This window comes from Anoxybacillus ayderensis, assembly GCF_000833605.1.
Lineage (GTDB): Bacteria > Bacillota > Bacilli > Bacillales > Anoxybacillaceae > Anoxybacillus > Anoxybacillus ayderensis.
Genome location: NZ_JXTG01000020.1, coordinates 23,782 through 40,962, shown reverse-complemented (window position 1 = coordinate 40,962; position 17,181 = coordinate 23,782). Strand labels below are relative to the sequence as shown.

Sequence of the window (17,181 nt, the reverse complement as noted above, 5' to 3'; positions counted from 1 at the left end):
TTGCTTCTTTTTTCCTGTCATTTTGATCGTGCGTTTCAAGCAGACAGGACATAACGGGCATTGTTCAGGTAGAGAAAGTTCGAAAATCCAACGATCTCCTTCTTTTCGCACCTTTTGAATCAAAACATCTGGTAAATCGATGAGTTCTTTGATAAACTGAGAGTACATGCGAATTTTCCTCCAATGGTTTGGTTTGGTCACCTTTACCATACAGGAAAATTCGCATTTTTTGTACCCCTATTTTCTATATGCACACCGATCTTAAATGATCAAGTACAACTTGTGGTGAAGAGCCTTTTTTTCGGAAAATCCTTTATTTCCTGCCTGTTTTCTCCCCGATTTTTTGTATTTCCTTAAGGGAAATGGTGTATATGCGAGACGTAAATGGGCGATTTTTCTCCGTTTTGTCTTTCGCATCATACAAGCGTTTTTGTTAGGCTAAATGTACCGCGGAATAACTGAGGGCGCGCCTTCAAGAAAGGGATATATATGTCTTTTGAAAAAATTGTTGACGAATATCGCCCGCTCATTTCTTATATGATTCGCAAGTTGCATATTCGCCGTCATGTCGATGAATATATGCAAATCGGTTTAATTGCGCTTTGGGAAGCATATGAGCGATACGACGAAACGAAAGGCTCCTTTTGTACGTTCGCATTTAAAATGATTCGGTGGCGCATCGTATCACAGCTGCGCAAAGAAACGAAAAACGTATATGTTCCGTTGCCAGAAGAATATGTGCTAAAAGAAGATGTCGATTTTTTTGCCAACATCGTATGGGAAGATGCGCTGCAATATTTAACGCCGCGCGAGCGCATATGGCTTATTCGTCATGTGATCGAAGGAAAAACGTTAAAACAAATTGCCGATGAAGAAGGAGTAAGTATAAATGCCGTAAAACAATGGCGCATATCCGCCGTCAAAAAGCTAAAACGTTACGTTAACTGCGCGGCTCATCCATATAGTAATACACGACATCGCCGCCGCGCTGGGCGACGCCGCGAAAATGTTTAAAATCTTCTTGCTGGACGAGCACATGACGAAACGTTAAAAAATGTTCTTTTTTTACAAGTAAGTGTGGAACGTCGCGTGTGCGCAATTGTTCAATTAGTCGCTTTGCTTCTTGTTCAGTCACGTTTATCCCTCCCTCTTTGTTTTAACGCGCTGAACGATACATGTCAATACGATGTGTGAATGCCTAATTTTGTTATATTGACACACGTCTATAAAAAATGCACATACAATGTTGGTGGATTCTAAATGAAAGAAAGGAAGATGAACGATGAATGACTGGAATATGTATGAAGATTTCCGATTAGATCAACAAATGATGCCCCAGCAAATGCCACAGATGATGCCGCAACAAACGCAGCCGATGCCAATGCCACAAATGATGCCGGGGGATTGTGGCTGTGGGATGCCGATGGGACCGATGTGGCCAGGAATGCCGCAAATGATGCCACAAACGATGCCAATGCCACAAATGCCGCAACAAATGCCACAGATGATGCCAGGACCAATGTGGCCGTACATGCCGTATGGGCCACAGCGTTAAAAATAGTTGAAAATGCCCTTTACGAACGAGGAAAAATCATGCAAAATAGAAAAAAGGTTTAAAAATTCAAAAGTAAAGGGGATTTTCAATGAAAAAAGCGCAAATTGGCGACATCATTGAATTTAAAAATGGGTTGCGGGGAATTGTTGAAAAAGTAAACGAAAATTCAGTTATTGTCGACTTAACGTACATGGATAACTACAAAGAACTCGACTTACAAGAACGAACAGTTGTCAACCATAAAAACTACAAAATTGTAGAGTAACGAAAAGAGGGCTGCTTATTGTTGATGAGACAGCCCTCTTTGTTGTTCACATTGACCTTTTATTTCGCTACATTCGTAAATGTATACTCCTTGTTTTTCGGAAAGCGCAGCATAATACATCGCTTCCGCCACTTGTTTTGCAGCGATCGGCTTATATTTTTCCCATTTGCCGACGAACGCAAACGAAAAACCGTGAGAAAGCCATTCCGCTGTTTTTTCACCGAGGCGAAATTCTTGTCGCTCTCCTGTTAATAACGATGGGCGAAAAATGTGTAACGAGCGAATCGTAAGCCGCTGCAACGCTTCTTCCGTTTCCCCTTTGACGCGATTGTAAAAAAACATCGAATGCGGATCCGCCCCGATCGCAGAAACGAATAAAAACGTTTTGACGTGGCATTTTTCCGCTAGTTTTGCCGCCCGCAACGTATATTCGTAGTCGACTTTAATAAATTGTTGTTTTGTTTTTGCTTTTTTCATCGTCGTCCCTAAACAACTAAATACATCGTCGACATGAAAATATTGTTCATATTGTTCGATGTTGTCAAAATCAACGACAACTTGTTGTAATTTTTCATGCTCGCACGTCATTTGCTTTCGAACAAACACCGTCACTCGTTCATAATGCTCTGAGCGAAGCAATCGTTGGAGAAGCTCGCCTCCGACTAACCCGCTTGCTCCGATCACAAGAGCTGTTCTTTGTCTCAAATGAAGACCCCCCAAACAAAAAAAGGTTCGTAACAATTTGTCATTATATACCCGTTTGCGAAAAAAAACTAGTTCTCTTTTATGAATTTTTTAAGGCTGACTTATGAGCCAGCCTTTTTAGCGATTATCCACTTTTTCCGGATATAAATCGTGGTTTAATAAGCGATATTCCGCCATTTTTTCATATTTCGTTCCCGGGCGACCCCAGTTGCAATACGGGTCAATCGAAATGCCGCCGCGCGGTGTAAATTTCCCCCACACTTCAATGTAGCGCGGCTCCATGACGCGAATTAAATCGTTCATAATAATATTGACGCAATCTTCATGAAAATCACCATGATTGCGGAAACTAAATAAATATAACTTCAGCGACTTACTTTCAACACATTTTTTATCAGGAATGTAACTAATGTAAATTGTGGCGAAATCTGGTTGTCCGGTTTTTGGCAACTGCTTTTTGTAGAGCAGGTGGACTATATCTTATTCTTATTCGACTGCGATATCGAATAAGAACCCTTGCGCTTCCACCACGATACTTTCATCGCGATGTACTCTACTCTCTTCCTTTATCACTACTTTTACTCGCTTCGTGATAAAGTGATTTCGATAGTCTCTGCACCTTCCTTAGAGAAAAAGGCTGTATACATCGCCCTTTCTTCTTTAAGGCTTGGCTCAGGGTTGGAGAAATAGGGTTCTAATAAATGGATAAGACGATTCTCTTCTTGCATTCTCATATAATAATTCTCTTGTCGATGAATATTGCGATGACATGCAGAACACAAACATTTGTAAATTTTACTAAAGTTTTCTTTATGAAATTTATGCATTTCTGAAATGACAGACAGTGTGTCTAAACAATTACGTTTATCTAAATAAAAGCAAATAGCATCAAAAATTTTTGTAAAAGATAGGAGATGATGTCCATTACAAGTAATGGATCTGATTCCACAGCACTCACAAGTATAGTCTTTTTCAATAACTATATATCTATTCCAAGTGTCAAGAACATACTCTTTCACACTAAGACGATCAATGTGTTTATAGACCTGAGAACTGTAAAATCCACCTTTCCAATTCGAATTATTTTTTCCTCTTTGTTTTTTGGATAGATTTTCTTTAAATTCCTCCGATCTTTTCACATTTTTATTTGAATCAGAAATTTTATTTTTTATTTCTTGAGCCTTCTCTTTACCATAAATATCCTCGTAACTTTTCCCTTTATACATAATCTCTGCTTTTCTTTTATTAGAAATCGAATATCTTTCCTTTTTCCTCTTCACTATGTTTTCAAAAACATCTAATCCGTACTCCGCAATAATCCTTTCTCTTTCCGAGTGCCTAGGTAGTCCGTGAATCTGCCTCCACCTTTCAAGACTAGACCAATCCATACCTAATTCAATGGACAACTCATGAATACTTTTCCCAATGTAAATAAACTGCTCAGTAAACCATTCCTTATCTCTCCAAGGCGTACCGTACAATACAAACACCCTTTCACGAACATATATTCCTATGCTTGTATTGTACATAAAAATTCAGATAATTTCCACCCTTTTTCTCTTCCCCTGAATTCACAAGGTTTAGCCGACAGTGTCACCACTGAAGTGTGCCCTCATTGACACAAGCTCGTGAACTCCGGACAGTTAAATTTTACAAAGTAGTCGCGATCAGGATGTTTGTTATCAAACACTTCAAGAATGTCTGGGCTGTATTCGAATACATATTTCGTTCCTTGGTTTCCAAGAAGCGTGACTCCTTGTAGTTCTTCATCTTTTCTCATCGCTTTCTCCTCCTTTAGTTATACGCCGCGACGATTGCCCCATAATAACGTATGTAGTTGCGGCAAGACGCGAACGTCGTTCATCTCGTTTGATTGCACAACTTGTTCGACGAGCCATTCAAGTTTTTGTAATAACTTTAGGCGAAGCGTGACGTCGTCTCCTTCATGTATATCATCATTGCCGACTTGCACGTAAAACGGAACGGTCGGGTAGCGTTGATGCACATGTTTGGCATAAGCAAAATCTTCATCGTTAAATACGACGACTTTTATACTCACTTGTCCGCGATGGCTCGCTAATCGGTCCATGATCGTATCAAGCATCGCAAAGTTTGTTTCCATGTTTGAGCTCGGCGGCTTTGGTGAAATCGTGAAATCGTCGATATCGTAAAACCAGTCTTGCCATACGCTTCCTTGCGTCTCTAAGCCGATGCGCATTCGATGTTGTTTCAGTAAAGAAATGAGCGCATGCAAACTTTTGAGCAGCGCAGGATTGCCGCCTGAAATGGTCACATGGTTAAAACGATCCCCGCCAAGCTGTTTCAGTTGTTGCCAAATGTCTTCAGCCGTCATTTGTTTTATTTCATCTTTCGCCGAACCGTCCCACGTAAACGACGAATCGCACCAACGGCAACGATAGTCGCAGCCTGCCGTGCGGACAAACATCGTTTTTTGCCCGATGACCATACCTTCACCTTGAATCGTCGGGCCGAAAATTTCAATGACCGGAATGCGCTCCATTATTGTTTCCCTGCTTTCGGACGATATACGACGTAGCTTGTCGGGGACTCCCGCACAAACACTTGAACGCATGTCGGTTTATTCGGCAACGTGTCTAAATGTTCTTGAACAATTTCTGCAATTTTTCGCGCTACCACTTCTGTCGTCGGAAAATGTTCAGCAGCTGTATCGCTAAATACGTCTTTATGGTCGTTCATAACCGTATGATCAAAACGGTTGTGCACAAGTTTTTTCAACTGTTGAAAGTTAATTAAAAAGCCCGAATCATCTAGCTCGTCACCGGCAACAGTAATGTTTATAAAATACGTATGTCCGTGCATGTTCGCACATTGCCCGGCTGCTTCATGCGGAATAAAGTGCGCCGCCGCAATTTGCATATCTTTATTTAATTCATAGCGAAATGGGTGTATCACTTGCGGATAAATTTGTTGGATCATTGCACATGCGCCCCTTTCTTTTCACTCATATATTGATCAAGACCTCGTTTACGCAACACGCACGCTGGACATTCGCCACAACCGTCAGCGATGATGCCGTTGTAGCACGTGAGCGTTTTCGTGCGCACGAACTCAAGCGCATGCAACTCATCAGCAAGCTTCCACGTTTCTGCTTTATTTAACCACATGAGCGGCGTATGGATGACAAAGTCGTAATCCATCGCTAAATTAAGCGTCACGTTTAACGACTTAATAAATACGTCCCGGCAATCCGGATAACCGCTAAAGTCCGTTTCACATACGCCCGTCACGAGATGACGTGCCCCTTTTTGTTTCGCAAGCACGGCCGCAAACGATAAAAACAATAAATTGCGCCCATCGACAAACGTGGACGGCAATTGTCCTTCTTTTTGTTCGATCGCTATATCGCTTCTTGTCAGCGCATTTGGTGCGAGCTGATTTAATAGCGACATATCGAGCACCGTATGTGGCACGTCAAGCTCTTTGGCGATCGATGCAGCGACGTCAATTTCGAGCCGATGGCGTTGGTTGTAATCAAACGTCACCGCTTCGACTTCCGCAAAATGTTTTTTCGCCCAAAATAAACATGTTGTACTGTCTTGGCCGCCGCTAAAAACGACGACTGCTTTTTCCTTTTTCATTTTTCGCTCCCCTTTCTTACGTAATGAGAAGAAAGAGCGTTCTAAAACAAAAACGCTATACCCCCTAAGGACATAGCGATCCCTAGTTTTTTTATAGAGGGTGTTCTAGAACCTCTCCTACGCAAAAAGCGTAGAATTCTTCTTCAATTGTACGCCTAACAATATACCATAAAACATATATTCATTCTATAAAAAAATTATGCTTTATTTGTGAACTGTTTTCAGGATATAATAACAACAAAAAAGTTAGGTGATTCAACATGACAAAACGTTCAACTTTTGATGCGGCGCTTCAACAACTGCGCGAAAAATTAATGACGATGGTATCTGCTTCGCAACAAGCGCTACATGAATCGATTGAAGCGTTAAAAACGCAAAATATCGCGAAAGCAGATGACATTATCGAAAACGATAAAAAAATTAACGAACTGGAGCGCGAAATTAACGAGCTTGCGATTATGACGATTTTAAAACAACAACCGGTCGCATCTGATTTACGTCGGTTAATCGTTGCGCTGAAAATTTCGTCTGATGTCGAGCGCATTGGTGACATTGCAGTCAATATCGCAAAATCGGTCAAATTTATCGGCACAGAACCGCATGTAAAACCAATCGTCCACATTCCTGAAATGGCGGCGATCGTCAACGAAATGTTAGATCATGCGCTTCATGCGTTCCATAACGACGACGTTGAAGAAGCGAAACGCATTGCGCTTGAAGACGATCGAGTAGACGAATTACAAGGAAAAATTATTCAAGAATTAATTGATTTAATGAGCGAAAAGCCAGAGTTTACAAACCAAATTACACAATTGTCGTTCATCACGCGCAACTTAGAGCGCGCTGGCGACCATGTGACAAATATCGCTGAAAATATTTTATATAGCGTCAAAGGAATTCGCATTGATTTAAACTATTAAACATTCGGGTGCCTCCCATCGTTTTGGGGCATCCTTTTTTTGTCGATTTCTTTTTGATGTGATGATATAATTTTGTCGGGGGAGGTGAGGAAATATGGATGATATGCTCAAACGTATTTTCGATGAGCTCGCATTGTTGCGTGAACGCATGGCCACGAAAGATGATATCGCAAGCATTGAACAGCGTATGGCCACAAAAGACGATATCGCTGCCATGGACAAGCGTATGGAACACATCGAGCAAACGATGGCGACAAAAGACGATATCGCTGCCATGGATAAGCGCATCGAGCACATCGAACAAACGATGGCGACAAAAGATGATATCGTAAGCATTGAACAGCGCATGGCCACGAAAGATGACATCATTAGCATTGAACAACGTATGGCTACAAAAGATGACGTCGCAGACATTCCTCTCATTAAACAAGCCGTGCTAGAAACATTAGAAGCAGTAAATGAAATATCAACGATCAAGCAAAACCTCGCTGAAATGTCCCAAAAACTAGATGATGTCATCGCGACCCAAGCGCGACATGAACTTGCTATTCAGTCGCTTGCGCTTCGGTCACTTGTACATGAAAACGAAATTCGTGCGTTAAAAGCGAGATAATAAGAAAAGCGCAAAGCGCCCGCCTATCGGCGAAGAGCGCACAAGCCCCACCGAGGAGGCTGTTGCCGCCGCAGTGTGGGGCGGAGCGACTCAAGCCGATGGCGCTTGGAGCTAGACATCAACTCCAAATTTTATACTTTCTTATCTTTCGAGATAAAAGGCTGTCACAAACTTCTTTTGGACAGCCTTTTCCATTTATTTTTCCTCTTTTGCTAGTTGTTCAAACGACTTCACTTTCCCGTGCGGTTCATTTTGCGCTTGCTTTCGTACGGTCCATTGTCGCTCTTTTTGTCTTTTCGATTGGGTCATTCGTCTCACCTCCCTTTTTATCATTTGTTCATTTTCCTTTTTTATGTCTTTTTCATCATCTGAAAATTGTGTATATTTGAAATAAGGGGAAAAGGGGGAGAGAACTTTGTTGCAATCGAAACAAGCGAAAAAAGCACTACAAAAAGTACAACGAGTAGCGAAAGAAGTAAAACGAACGATGCGATTAGATGAACCGCTCGCTCAACAACTCGATTCGTTGCGCGACGTATTAGACCGCCATCTTGAACGCGATGAATATTTCGTCATCGTCGATGAAGACGGAAAAGGTGTTGTGCATACGAACCGTTTGCGCGAAGGGATGGTATTTGACGACGAAGTAGGAAAAAAATCTGCGAAAACAACTACCCCACTGTTGCAACTGTATAAACGAAATACAGGTGAAGTGCTCATCGATGCGGCATGTCCACTTTTCGAACAAAATGGAAAGCGCTTTAATTTGCGCATGGGACGTCTCATCCATCAGCCGTATATAGAAATGTGGTTTAGTACGATCGTCTTATTGCCCGTTATCGCTCTTTTTATTGTTGCGTTTATGATGCAGCTGCCGGTCAAACAAACGTTGTTGCTCACAAGCGTCACCGGCTTCATCAGCTTTCTCGTTTCTTTTTCATTTTACCGCACGATCATGAACCGCCTGCACGCGTGGTATCACGTCACTCGTGCCGTCTCATCCGGACAGCTTCATACCGAAGTGAAAACGGTCGGAAAGCGCAACGCTTTTCATCAAATTGGCTATGAAATAAACAAAGTGATTCTCGGTTTGCGCATGATTTTACAACAAATCGCAAAGGCAACTTCCTCCGTCGAACAAGTGAGCCACGAACAAAAAGAAGAAGCGAAGCGAATAGCGGAGGCGTTTGATGAAGTGTCCGCAACGATGGAAACGTTTCGTGAAGGGGCGCAAAAACAAACGACATTCGTCGATGAAGCGAAACAGCGCATTCAAACGATGCTTCATTATATGCATACCGTCCAAACAGATATTGAACAAGTCGTCGAACGGGCGCAAACGACATTTCAATCCGCCCAAACAGGATATACGTATATGCAAGCTGTCGAACAACAAATGAACGATACAAAACAACAAATGAACGACACCGCGAAACAAATTCAAACGGTCGCGAAAGAAGCCGATGCGCTCATCCAAAAAGTGTCCGCCATTACGGCGATTGCGGAACAAACGAACATGTTGGCATTAAATGCTTCCATTGAAGCGGCACGAGCAGGAGAAGCTGGCAAAGGATTTGCCGTCGTTGCCTCAGAAGTGCGAAAACTTGCGGAACATACGAACGCTTTCGCGCATGAAATTTTATCATCGCTTGCGAATACGTATAATCAACTATCAAGCGTCGCAAATGCGGTCACGAAACAAGCAAATACGATCGATGAAACGACCGCCTCCTTAACAAAACTGACCGACAGTATTGCTTATTTTCAAACGATGTCACATGAGCTAAATGCGTTAAGTCAACGAAACCGAACGCTTATGCAACAAACGACAAAAGAAGGAAACGAACTACACGAAGCGATTGCCGATATTTATACGATCGCCAACGACTTTACAAAAGTCGTTCACGAAACAGCAAGCGGACTGGAACAACAAGCATCAAGCGTCCACCAACTCGCAAAAGAAGCGGCGGTATTGGCGGAGGAAGTGTATCAACTAAAACAAATTTTACATCGATTTGGAATAAAATGAAAAAGCGAGCCTAATGTGCATTGGCTCGCTCCCTTTTTGTGTGATATGCGTATGCTCCCATACCGATCGTTAAAACAAAAAGCACCAAAAGCATATGTCCTTCTTCTAAACTAGCTACAACGCTACATCCGAAACAAAAGAGAAGCGGTGTTTCTAGCCACTGTTCCTTGCTAAATAGCCACCACTCAAATAAACCGATCGTAAACGCCAATACGTACATCGTTCCACCATGAAGCAAAAGTAATGAAAAAACCCCCATCCATAACGCAATGGCTGCTGGCAATAAAAGAAATGCGTCATGCTCACGTACACCGCGCTTAAACACATATATATGAACGATAAGTCCAAAAGAAAAAACAATAAGCGCCCATACATTTGCATTGTACCATTGAATGAGATGGAACGTTTCAAGCGTAAAGAAAACAAGTAAAACGAACATTGCGATAACCGTTTTCCGCATGAATTCACCTCCCCACATTCAATGTACTACACTTCTTTTTTTCTAGCTAGGCATTTTTCGATAGAATAGCAAGAAAATAAAAATGATGCTCATATATCCAAATAAAGGATACAATAAAGTAAGAAGCGCATCATATCCGACTAAACTAAACGCATACATCGCCAGCAAAAGCGCAACGAGAACAAAGAAAGGCTGGCGAAAAAAAAGCGCCAATTTTCGATGCAAGCCGAACACCCCTGCAATAAACGAGGTGAAAATTTCGCCATAAATGATGGCGACGTATAATCCGTAAAACGAAGCAAACGAACGTTTCACTACTTCCGCCATCGGAATGCTGTAAGATGACAATTGCGGCAACAATGAAAGGGCAACATGACTGCTAAATAAAATAAACATAAGCAACAGGCCTCCGAGCCAACCACCGAGACGAATCGTTTTTTCATCTTTTACTTCCGTTGCAAGCGGAACGAGAACGACTTGCGCCATCGCTAAATTAAACGCCACATACGAAAACGGAGAAAAAAAAGCAGCAAGCGGCGGCTTCGTCCATACGACGTCGCTTCCGTTCATCATCGCAATAGCTAAGCTAAATATCACCATCATCGGCACGACAATCATATTGACGCTTAAAATGCCGTTTAAGCCAAATAACATCGTCACAAAGGCAAGGATGATCGTGAGCACAAGGCCGACGTATGCCGGCATATGAAGCTGCTCTTCAAACACCGCCCCCGCCCCTGACAACATGACCGATGTCACGCTAAATAACACAATAAACATAAATATATTGACGAGAAAACCGAATTTTCCAAACAAATAACTATTCAACTGCTCATATGAACGGGCATGAAGCCGAGCGGCCATCATCATTAAACGCGTCCCGAAAAAAATAAATAGCCCCCCGCTTGCCGCAATAGTTACAAACCCAATCGCACCGTATTGCGTAAAAAATTGCACAATTTCTTTTCCGGTCGCAAATCCAGCCCCAACGACCGTTCCGACATATACAAACGCAATTTGAACCGCCCGCATCCACATACGCTCTCCCCCACTCGTCCATTTTTTCTATATATATGAAAAAAAAACGGCGAATATTTTCCGCCGTTTATTCTACCACTACATCGATTTTTGGCATATTATGCATATTTTTTGCCGTCACATGCGCCACAACGGAATACGTTCCTTTCGCTGCGAACGTATAGCGCGCGACATATTTTCCGTCGCCGACATGTTTTCCTTCAATCATTTGTCGGTCTTCTGTGCCATGTTTCCATACTTCAAATTTCACTTCTGATGCATCCGTTACTTTTTCATCGCCATATGTTACTAAACATGCGAGCTCGACTTCTTGATTAGCCGGAAGCTTTTCTTCGACCGCCATTTTGACGTCTAAATACGCCAACTCTTCTTCTTCCGCCTTGTTCGCACAACCGGCGACGAAAAGCAAAATGAATGAAAACAACAACAACCATTTTTTCATTTGAATCCCCTTCCGTGTTACAATAGTTTCACAAAATATTCACAACTATTTGCTACAATAGTATTAAAATGCGATGGAGGATTTGTGCGATGCGTGTTCGTTTCTTTTTTTGGCTGATGATCGTGATGTTATTAACGAGCTGCACTCCTCGAACATACACCCCGATCAAACGGGACGAGGCGGTCATCGGCGTCGTGAATATAAAAGAACAAAGCTTGTCATTTATTGATTATAACACGAAACAAGTCATAACAACATGGCAAGTGAAAAAACCGATCACAAAAGTAGCGCTTCTTCCGGACGGCGATACGATCGTTTTATTCGGACAAGACATGGATGAAATGATCGCCTATACGTTATCGACGGGAAGAGAAGCGAAGCGATGGAGCGTTGAAAAAGGGGTCACGGATGTGCTCGTCACTGAGCGTGACTTGCTCGTCGTCAACGAAAAAAAAGGAACGGTGTCAATCATGACGTTTGATGGAAAAGTGAAAGATGTGATCGCAACTCCGCCGTCCCCTTTTTCAGTAATAGAAGACGATAAGCATGACCAATGGATTATTATTCATTTTAAAAATGGCGCGATTTCGTTTATTGACAAGACGACAAAACGAGTGACACGAACGGTCGATACGCTCGATTCCGCCGTCAGCGGCTTCGTCGTTCCTGAAACGAATGAACTATGGGTCGGCGGGCATGGCAGCGGAGCAACGATTCAACAAGAAGCATACGTCCATTCGCTTGTCGATGGGCGTCTCATCACACGTGTAAAAGCAGAAACGATGCCGATTCAATTCGCCCAAACGAACGAAGCAATATACGTTCTTTGTCACGGATCGAACATGTTATACGCATTTGATCGGAACACAAAACGATTGATTCGCGAGCTGAATATTGGCGCCAATCCGTTTGCGATGACAAAGGCGAAAAACGATCTCGTCATCGCAAGCTACGACAGCAACGAACTACTTTTTGTTGATGAAAAAACATTCAAGCAAACAAATACTGTTTCTGTTGGACACGGACCGTTTTACATCTTTTTCCGTGATGCGAAGGGGGAATAAACGTGGCAACGATTTTAATTATTGACGATGAAAAAGAGATGCGCGAGCTACTTCGCCTATATTTAGAGCCAGAAGGATTTACGTGCATCGAAGCGGACGATGGCGAAGCAGGGCTTGCACAATTCGGACGAAGACATGTCGATTTAATTTTACTTGATATTATGATGCCGAAACTCGACGGCTATCGTTTTTGCATGCACGTGCGCGAACGTTCGCAAGTGCCGATCATTTTTTTAACGGCACGAAGCGATGAATGGGATCGTGTATATGGGCTGAAAATTGGCGCAGACGACTACATCGTAAAACCGTTTAGCCCGAATGAAGTCGTGGCGCGCGTTCATGCTGTACTTCGACGAACGAAAGGGGCTGATGCAACTCCGCAATATGAAGCAGGTCCGATCGTTGTCGATGAAAAAGCGCGAAAAGTCACGGTCAACGGAAAACCTGTTTTGTTAACGTTAAAAGAATTCGAATTGCTCGTCTTGTTTTTAAAACATCGCGGTCAAGTATTTACGCGTGAACAGCTGTTAGATCGCGTCTGGGGCATTCATTACGTCGGCAGCACGCGCACGGTCGATACACATATTAAAACGTTGCGCATTAAATTAGGCGAAGCAGGGCAACTCATCCAAACGGTATGGGGAGTGGGATATAAATTTGATGAAACGGTTTAATTCTCTTTCTCTACAACAAAAGCTTTGGCTGACGATTAGCGCTTTTTTAGTGCTGGCGGTGTTGCTTTTATATACGGTTGCCGTTTATATATATGAAAACATTTATATTTCAAACGTCGAACAACGTTTATTGCAAGAAGGAATGAACATCGCCGCAAAATATGAAGGTGGTGCGCTGACAGACTCGTTTCGCGACACCGTTTCCTTCATCAATGACATATCCGATACAGAAATTGTGCTCGTCAACAATCCGCGTGAATTAAGCGCATGCTTGCCGTTTGAAGTCGATCATCACTCCATTATTAGCGAAGCGGAACGGCAACAACTACTTGCCGGGAAAACAGTGACGAAAAAAGGATATGAACAAACGTTTGACCGTCAAATTGTCGGCATCATCATTCCGCTATTAGACGAACATCGCCTCATGGGCATTTTATATTTGTACGTTCCGCTCGCATCTATTGAAGATGTGCTCGAGCGCATTCAAACGTTCGTCATGATCGGCGGCAGCCTTTTTTTATTCATTACGGTATTTGTCGGACGAAAAATTGCGATGCATTTCACAAAACCGTTGCAACATATGCAACAAGCGGCCTATCGCGTCTCACAAGGCGATTTTTCTGTCCACGTGAATGTCGAAACGGAAGATGAAATCGGACAATTAGCGAAGGCGTTCAATCAAATGGCGCATGCGCTCGCCAAAGAAGATGAACGAAAAAAAGAATTTTTAGCGAACGTTTCCCACGAATTGCGCACGCCGTTAAGCTATGTGAAAGGATATAGCGAAGCGTTATTAGACGGCGTGGTAAAAGACGAACAACAACAAAAAAAATATATGAAACTCATTCACCGCGAAGCGAGCCGCATGCAACGTCTTGTGCGCGATTTGCTCGATTTGGCGCAACTAGAAGGCACATATCCGCTCGTGCGCACTCCGTTTTCAATCGCACAGCTTATCGAAGAAACGATTGAAAAATACGAGCCGCTCTTGCAGGAAAAAGGCATCCATCTTTCTCTCGATGTCGACCATGATTTAGTCGTCGATGGCGACCCAGATCGCATCGAACAAGTGTTGCAAAACTTGCTTGATAATGCGTTGCGCTACACCCCTTCTGGCGGCAACATATCGTTACGCACCGTAAACAAACATCCGATGTGCGAGCTCGTTATTTCCGATTCAGGACAAGGAATGTCGAAACAAGACATCGAACGATTAGGCGAACGTTTTTTCCGAACGGACCGCTCCCGCTCGCGCGAACATGGCGGCACAGGTCTTGGCATTGCAATCGTCAAGCAAATTGTAAAACTACACGGAGGATCGATTCGCTTTGAAAGCGAACAAGGAAAAGGAACGACCGTGTACATTCAATTGCCATTATATGATGAATCATAGTACAATAGACCTATCATATTTCTAGGAGGGATGACATGAAGTTACATACTATTCCAATTGATTTAGAGCGTCTATTTGAATCGATGTGTCGCTCGTTTGCGATGATTTTATTCCGCCCAGATACGACGGTATTATGGGCAAACGATGCGTTTCTTGAAGCGATGGGCTACACGGAGCAACAATTGCTCGGCATATCCCACCGTCAATTTTGTCTTCCAGAATATGCAAACAGCTACGAGTATACACAATTTTGGAATCACCTAAAAAGCAAACAGCCGTTTTACGGCACGGTGCAACGCGTCACACGACACGGCAAACATATATGGCTTGAGGCGCTCTACGCTCCGGTATTAGACGAACAAGGGCAATTGCAAGCCATTTTTAAAATCGCCACTGATGTCACCGACCGTCACCAGACGTTAAATGAAGAGTTTGCCAGTTTACTTGAAGAAATGAATGCGAGCACGAGCGATATTCAACAAACGGCCCGCTTAATCAACAATCACGTCAAACAGTTGAGTGAAAAAGCGGAAAAAGTAAGCAAAAGCACAGAGGAAATTCAAGGCGTCATTTCGTTCGTAAAAGACATCGCGATGCAATCGAATTTGCTCGGATTAAACGCTGCTATCGAAGCGGCTCGCGCTGGCGAACACGGTCGCGGCTTTGCGATCGTCGCAGAAGAAGTGCGCAAAATGGCGGAAAAAAGCAAACATTCCGCCGAAGACATTTCCGAACAGCTTAATCATATTACAAACTCGGTGTTAGAGATGGTTCATATGCTTCAAGAAGTGTCGGAAAAAATAAACGATAGCGCCGAAGCGATCGACGAACTTCATCAAGTACAACAACATATGGTGAAAATTACGGATAAATTGACGAAACTTTTATAACTGCCCATTGCGGCAGTTTTTATTTATCATGCCATATAATACAATCGCTCAACGTTTCGAATAAAAAATAAAGATTTTTTCAGTCATATTTGTTAAAATGAATTTGATGAGAATTTTAATAAATGGAGGAGGTTGTATGTATACAAGTATCGATTTATTTGCAGGACCTGGCGGATTAGCAACCGGTTTTATGTGGAGTGGAATAAAACCTTTAATTGCAGTTGAAATGAGTTATTGGACAGTTCAAACGTATAGTGCTTCCCACGATGCTGAAATTTTTGATTTAGAAAGTTTCCTATCTGGTACAATGGAAAATCCAGAGAAGTTTTTTAGAAAAAGTGAACGCACCCTTCTCATCTATGGGGACATTAATAAAGTTTCCAATAACCTTATTTCAAAAATTCTCAAACAACGTTTTGGTGTGGATTCGGTAGATATTGTAACAGGAGGGGCTCCGTGTGAAAGTTTTTCTATGGCTGGGAAGAGGGAAGATGGAGATGAACGAGACGATTTGTTTTTAAACATTTTGCGTATCGCTCGCCATGTGAAAAGTAAGATGGTTCTTTTTGAGAATGTAAAAGGACTATTATCAAAACGCTCAAATGGTAAGTCTGTATTCAAAAATATTTGCGATGAATTTGAATCAACTGCTTATGATACGTCCTTTTGTTTAGCTAGCCGTGATCCCCATCAAATTCTTCTAACAGCAAGCCATTACGGTGTCCCTCAAAATCGAGAACGCATTTTTTTAGTTGGGATTAATCGCAACTACAATGCAACTTTTCGATACCCACTCCCAACTCACGGACCTAATCGAATGTTTCCTTATGTTACTGTAGGAGATGCTTTATTAGACTTACCTGAAGTTCGTCCAGGTGAAGAAGTAACAGAGTATACATTCAATTTTTCAGATCACGCACTTAGCGAGCAAAGACGTGATTTTTTACTTAAAATGCGTGGAGTTACACTAAGTGTTCCAAAGCACCTAGCATTTCATCAGAACTCATTAACTTCACACAAAGCAGTAAATCATCGTGAGAAAATGGTTAAACGTATGGAGCTTATACACCAAGGTGAAAATATGAGAACTGCTGCTGAACGTTTAATTTCAGAAAACAGAGAAGACTTACGACGAGAACTTTTTCCGAACAAGTTATATGGCGCGAGAAACAGGAGATTAAGGGAAGATACCCCAAGTTTTACAGTCACATCCCATTGTTTAGATGAAATGATACACCCAGTTCAGCATCGAGGATTAACTCCGAGAGAAGCTGCAAGACTTCAAAGTTTTCCTGATTGGTATATTTTCGAAGGTCCTTTTGTAAAGTTTCATTCCGATCCGGAACAAGACCGATACGAACAGATCGGCGATGCTATTCCTCCGCTACTAGCTTATGCATTAGGACAAGAAGTAGTAAATACGTTAAACACGATCTATCACCAAATAAACAACAATATTGAATATATATGTTAAAAGAGTAGGACAAGTTCCTGCTCTTTTTTTGTAAGTAAA

General features: G+C 42.3%; 21 protein-coding genes, 3 pseudogenes and 1 riboswitch. Of the genes and pseudogenes, 11 read left to right on the top strand and 13 right to left on the bottom strand.

The genetic code is table 11. The features are described from left to right. Positions 1 to 168 (bottom strand): annotated as a pseudogene (locus tag JV16_RS16005) (ISL3 family transposase); the annotation flags it as partial. 321 nt (positions 169 to 489) lie between these two features. Between JV16_RS16005 and JV16_RS12810 the strand changes: the two are divergent. Next, entirely contained in the window at positions 490 to 1,014 is a 525-nt protein-coding gene (locus JV16_RS12810) for a sigma-70 family RNA polymerase sigma factor (RefSeq protein WP_021095650.1), read from the top strand. Here the strand turns inward: JV16_RS12810 and JV16_RS12805 are convergent. Next, positions 941 to 1,135 carry a hypothetical protein gene (locus JV16_RS12805; RefSeq protein ID WP_042536166.1) on the bottom strand — a complete coding sequence of 65 codons (195 nt, stop codon included), beginning with the start codon at positions 1,133 to 1,135 and terminating at the stop codon, positions 941 to 943. The two genes, JV16_RS12810 and JV16_RS12805, sit on opposite strands and share 74 nt — an antisense overlap. A 147-nt stretch (positions 1,136 to 1,282) precedes the next feature. Here JV16_RS12805 and JV16_RS12800 point away from each other — a divergent pair, with 147 nt between their 5' ends. Together JV16_RS12800 and JV16_RS15380 are read left to right on the top strand one after the other, a co-directional pair. Continuing rightward, entirely contained in the window at positions 1,283 to 1,555 is a 273-nt protein-coding gene (locus JV16_RS12800) for a hypothetical protein (RefSeq protein ID WP_042536164.1), read from the top strand. A gap of 88 nt (positions 1,556 to 1,643) precedes the next feature. After that, complete coding sequence (locus tag JV16_RS15380) at positions 1,644 to 1,820, top strand: YkvS family protein (protein WP_009362719.1); 177 nt, start codon at positions 1,644 to 1,646, stop codon at positions 1,818 to 1,820. A gap of 15 nt (positions 1,821 to 1,835) precedes the next feature. Here the strand turns inward: JV16_RS15380 and JV16_RS12795 are convergent, their stop codons facing one another. From JV16_RS12795 to queC, 7 genes and pseudogenes are all read right to left on the bottom strand, one after another. Then, positions 1,836 to 2,525, bottom strand: coding sequence for an oxidoreductase (locus JV16_RS12795; RefSeq protein WP_042536162.1), 690 nt, complete (start codon positions 2,523 to 2,525; stop codon positions 1,836 to 1,838). A 117-nt stretch (positions 2,526 to 2,642) separates the two neighbouring features. Further along, positions 2,643 to 2,972 (bottom strand): annotated as a pseudogene (gene queF, locus JV16_RS12790) (preQ(1) synthase); the annotation flags it as partial. Positions 2,973 to 3,103: 131 nt separating this feature from the next. Continuing rightward, on the bottom strand, positions 3,104 to 4,006 hold the full coding sequence (locus JV16_RS12785) for a hypothetical protein (protein ID WP_021095656.1): 903 nt from the start codon (positions 4,004 to 4,006) through the stop codon (positions 3,104 to 3,106). Positions 4,007 to 4,143: 137 nt separating this feature from the next. Continuing rightward, positions 4,144 to 4,305: pseudogene (locus tag JV16_RS15375) on the bottom strand (preQ(1) synthase); the annotation flags it as partial. A gap of 18 nt (positions 4,306 to 4,323) precedes the next feature. Then, positions 4,324 to 5,046, bottom strand: a complete 723-nt coding sequence (gene queE, locus JV16_RS12780; RefSeq protein ID WP_021095657.1) for a 7-carboxy-7-deazaguanine synthase QueE — start codon at positions 5,044 to 5,046, stop codon at positions 4,324 to 4,326. Continuing rightward, entirely contained in the window at positions 5,046 to 5,483 is a 438-nt protein-coding gene (gene queD / locus JV16_RS12775; RefSeq protein ID WP_009362722.1) for a 6-carboxytetrahydropterin synthase QueD, read from the bottom strand. The genes queE and queD overlap by 1 nt, the downstream gene beginning before the upstream one ends. Continuing rightward, positions 5,480 to 6,145 carry a 7-cyano-7-deazaguanine synthase QueC gene (gene queC / locus JV16_RS12770; RefSeq protein WP_021095658.1) on the bottom strand — a complete coding sequence of 222 codons (666 nt, stop codon included), beginning with the start codon at positions 6,143 to 6,145 and terminating at the stop codon, positions 5,480 to 5,482. The genes queD and queC overlap by 4 nt, the downstream gene beginning before the upstream one ends. Positions 6,146 to 6,221: 76 nt before the next feature. Next, positions 6,222 to 6,266: riboswitch (PreQ1 riboswitch) on the bottom strand. Positions 6,267 to 6,405: 139 nt separating this feature from the next. On the opposite strand from queC, the gene phoU reads away from it, so the two are divergent. Then, positions 6,406 to 7,065 (top strand): phosphate signaling complex protein PhoU, encoded by a 660-nt coding sequence (phoU, locus tag JV16_RS12765; RefSeq protein WP_009362724.1) that lies wholly within the window; start codon positions 6,406 to 6,408, stop codon positions 7,063 to 7,065. A 94-nt stretch (positions 7,066 to 7,159) separates the two neighbouring features. Then, positions 7,160 to 7,678 carry a hypothetical protein gene (locus JV16_RS12760; protein ID WP_021095659.1) on the top strand — a complete coding sequence of 173 codons (519 nt, stop codon included), beginning with the start codon at positions 7,160 to 7,162 and terminating at the stop codon, positions 7,676 to 7,678. A gap of 195 nt (positions 7,679 to 7,873) precedes the next feature. Here the strand turns inward: JV16_RS12760 and JV16_RS16000 are convergent, their stop codons facing one another. Continuing rightward, positions 7,874 to 7,987: a DUF6254 family protein gene (locus tag JV16_RS16000; RefSeq protein WP_003396753.1), complete on the bottom strand. Its 114-nt coding sequence runs from the start codon at positions 7,985 to 7,987 to the stop codon at positions 7,874 to 7,876. A gap of 106 nt (positions 7,988 to 8,093) precedes the next feature. Between JV16_RS16000 and JV16_RS12755 the strand changes: the two genes are divergently transcribed. Beyond that, positions 8,094 to 9,707: a methyl-accepting chemotaxis protein gene (locus JV16_RS12755; RefSeq protein WP_042536160.1), complete on the top strand. Its 1,614-nt coding sequence runs from the start codon at positions 8,094 to 8,096 to the stop codon at positions 9,705 to 9,707. 10 nt (positions 9,708 to 9,717) lie between these two features. Here JV16_RS12755 and JV16_RS12750 read toward each other — a convergent pair whose 3' ends face one another. The 3 genes from JV16_RS12750 to JV16_RS12740 all read right to left on the bottom strand — a co-directional run bounded on the left by JV16_RS12750 (position 9,718) and on the right by JV16_RS12740 (position 11,647). Then, a complete protein-coding gene (locus JV16_RS12750) occupies positions 9,718 to 10,167 on the bottom strand; it encodes a hypothetical protein (protein WP_042536158.1) in 450 nt (149 codons plus the stop codon). A gap of 42 nt (positions 10,168 to 10,209) precedes the next feature. Beyond that, a complete protein-coding gene (locus tag JV16_RS12745) occupies positions 10,210 to 11,205 on the bottom strand; it encodes a YkvI family membrane protein (RefSeq protein ID WP_042536156.1) in 996 nt (331 codons plus the stop codon). A gap of 67 nt (positions 11,206 to 11,272) precedes the next feature. After that, positions 11,273 to 11,647, bottom strand: coding sequence for a FixH family protein (locus JV16_RS12740; RefSeq protein ID WP_021094906.1), 375 nt, complete (start codon positions 11,645 to 11,647; stop codon positions 11,273 to 11,275). Positions 11,648 to 11,736: 89 nt separating this feature from the next. On the opposite strand from JV16_RS12740, the gene JV16_RS12735 reads away from it, so the two are divergent. The 5 genes from JV16_RS12735 (at position 11,737) to JV16_RS12715 (ending at position 17,142) form a co-directional block, all read left to right on the top strand. Then, complete coding sequence (locus tag JV16_RS12735; protein ID WP_021094907.1) at positions 11,737 to 12,711, top strand: YncE family protein; 975 nt, start codon at positions 11,737 to 11,739, stop codon at positions 12,709 to 12,711. A gap of 2 nt (positions 12,712 to 12,713) precedes the next feature. Next, positions 12,714 to 13,385, top strand: a complete 672-nt coding sequence (locus tag JV16_RS12730; RefSeq protein WP_021094908.1) for a response regulator transcription factor — start codon at positions 12,714 to 12,716, stop codon at positions 13,383 to 13,385. Further along, positions 13,372 to 14,778, top strand: coding sequence for a sensor histidine kinase (locus JV16_RS12725; RefSeq protein ID WP_021094909.1), 1,407 nt, complete (start codon positions 13,372 to 13,374; stop codon positions 14,776 to 14,778). The genes JV16_RS12730 and JV16_RS12725 overlap by 14 nt, the downstream gene beginning before the upstream one ends. A gap of 35 nt (positions 14,779 to 14,813) precedes the next feature. After that, on the top strand, positions 14,814 to 15,668 hold the full coding sequence (locus tag JV16_RS12720; protein ID WP_042536153.1) for a methyl-accepting chemotaxis protein: 855 nt from the start codon (positions 14,814 to 14,816) through the stop codon (positions 15,666 to 15,668). 136 nt (positions 15,669 to 15,804) lie between these two features. Further along, on the top strand, positions 15,805 to 17,142 hold the full coding sequence (locus tag JV16_RS12715) for a DNA cytosine methyltransferase (RefSeq protein ID WP_042536151.1): 1,338 nt from the start codon (positions 15,805 to 15,807) through the stop codon (positions 17,140 to 17,142). Positions 17,143 to 17,181: the final 39 nt, after the last annotated feature.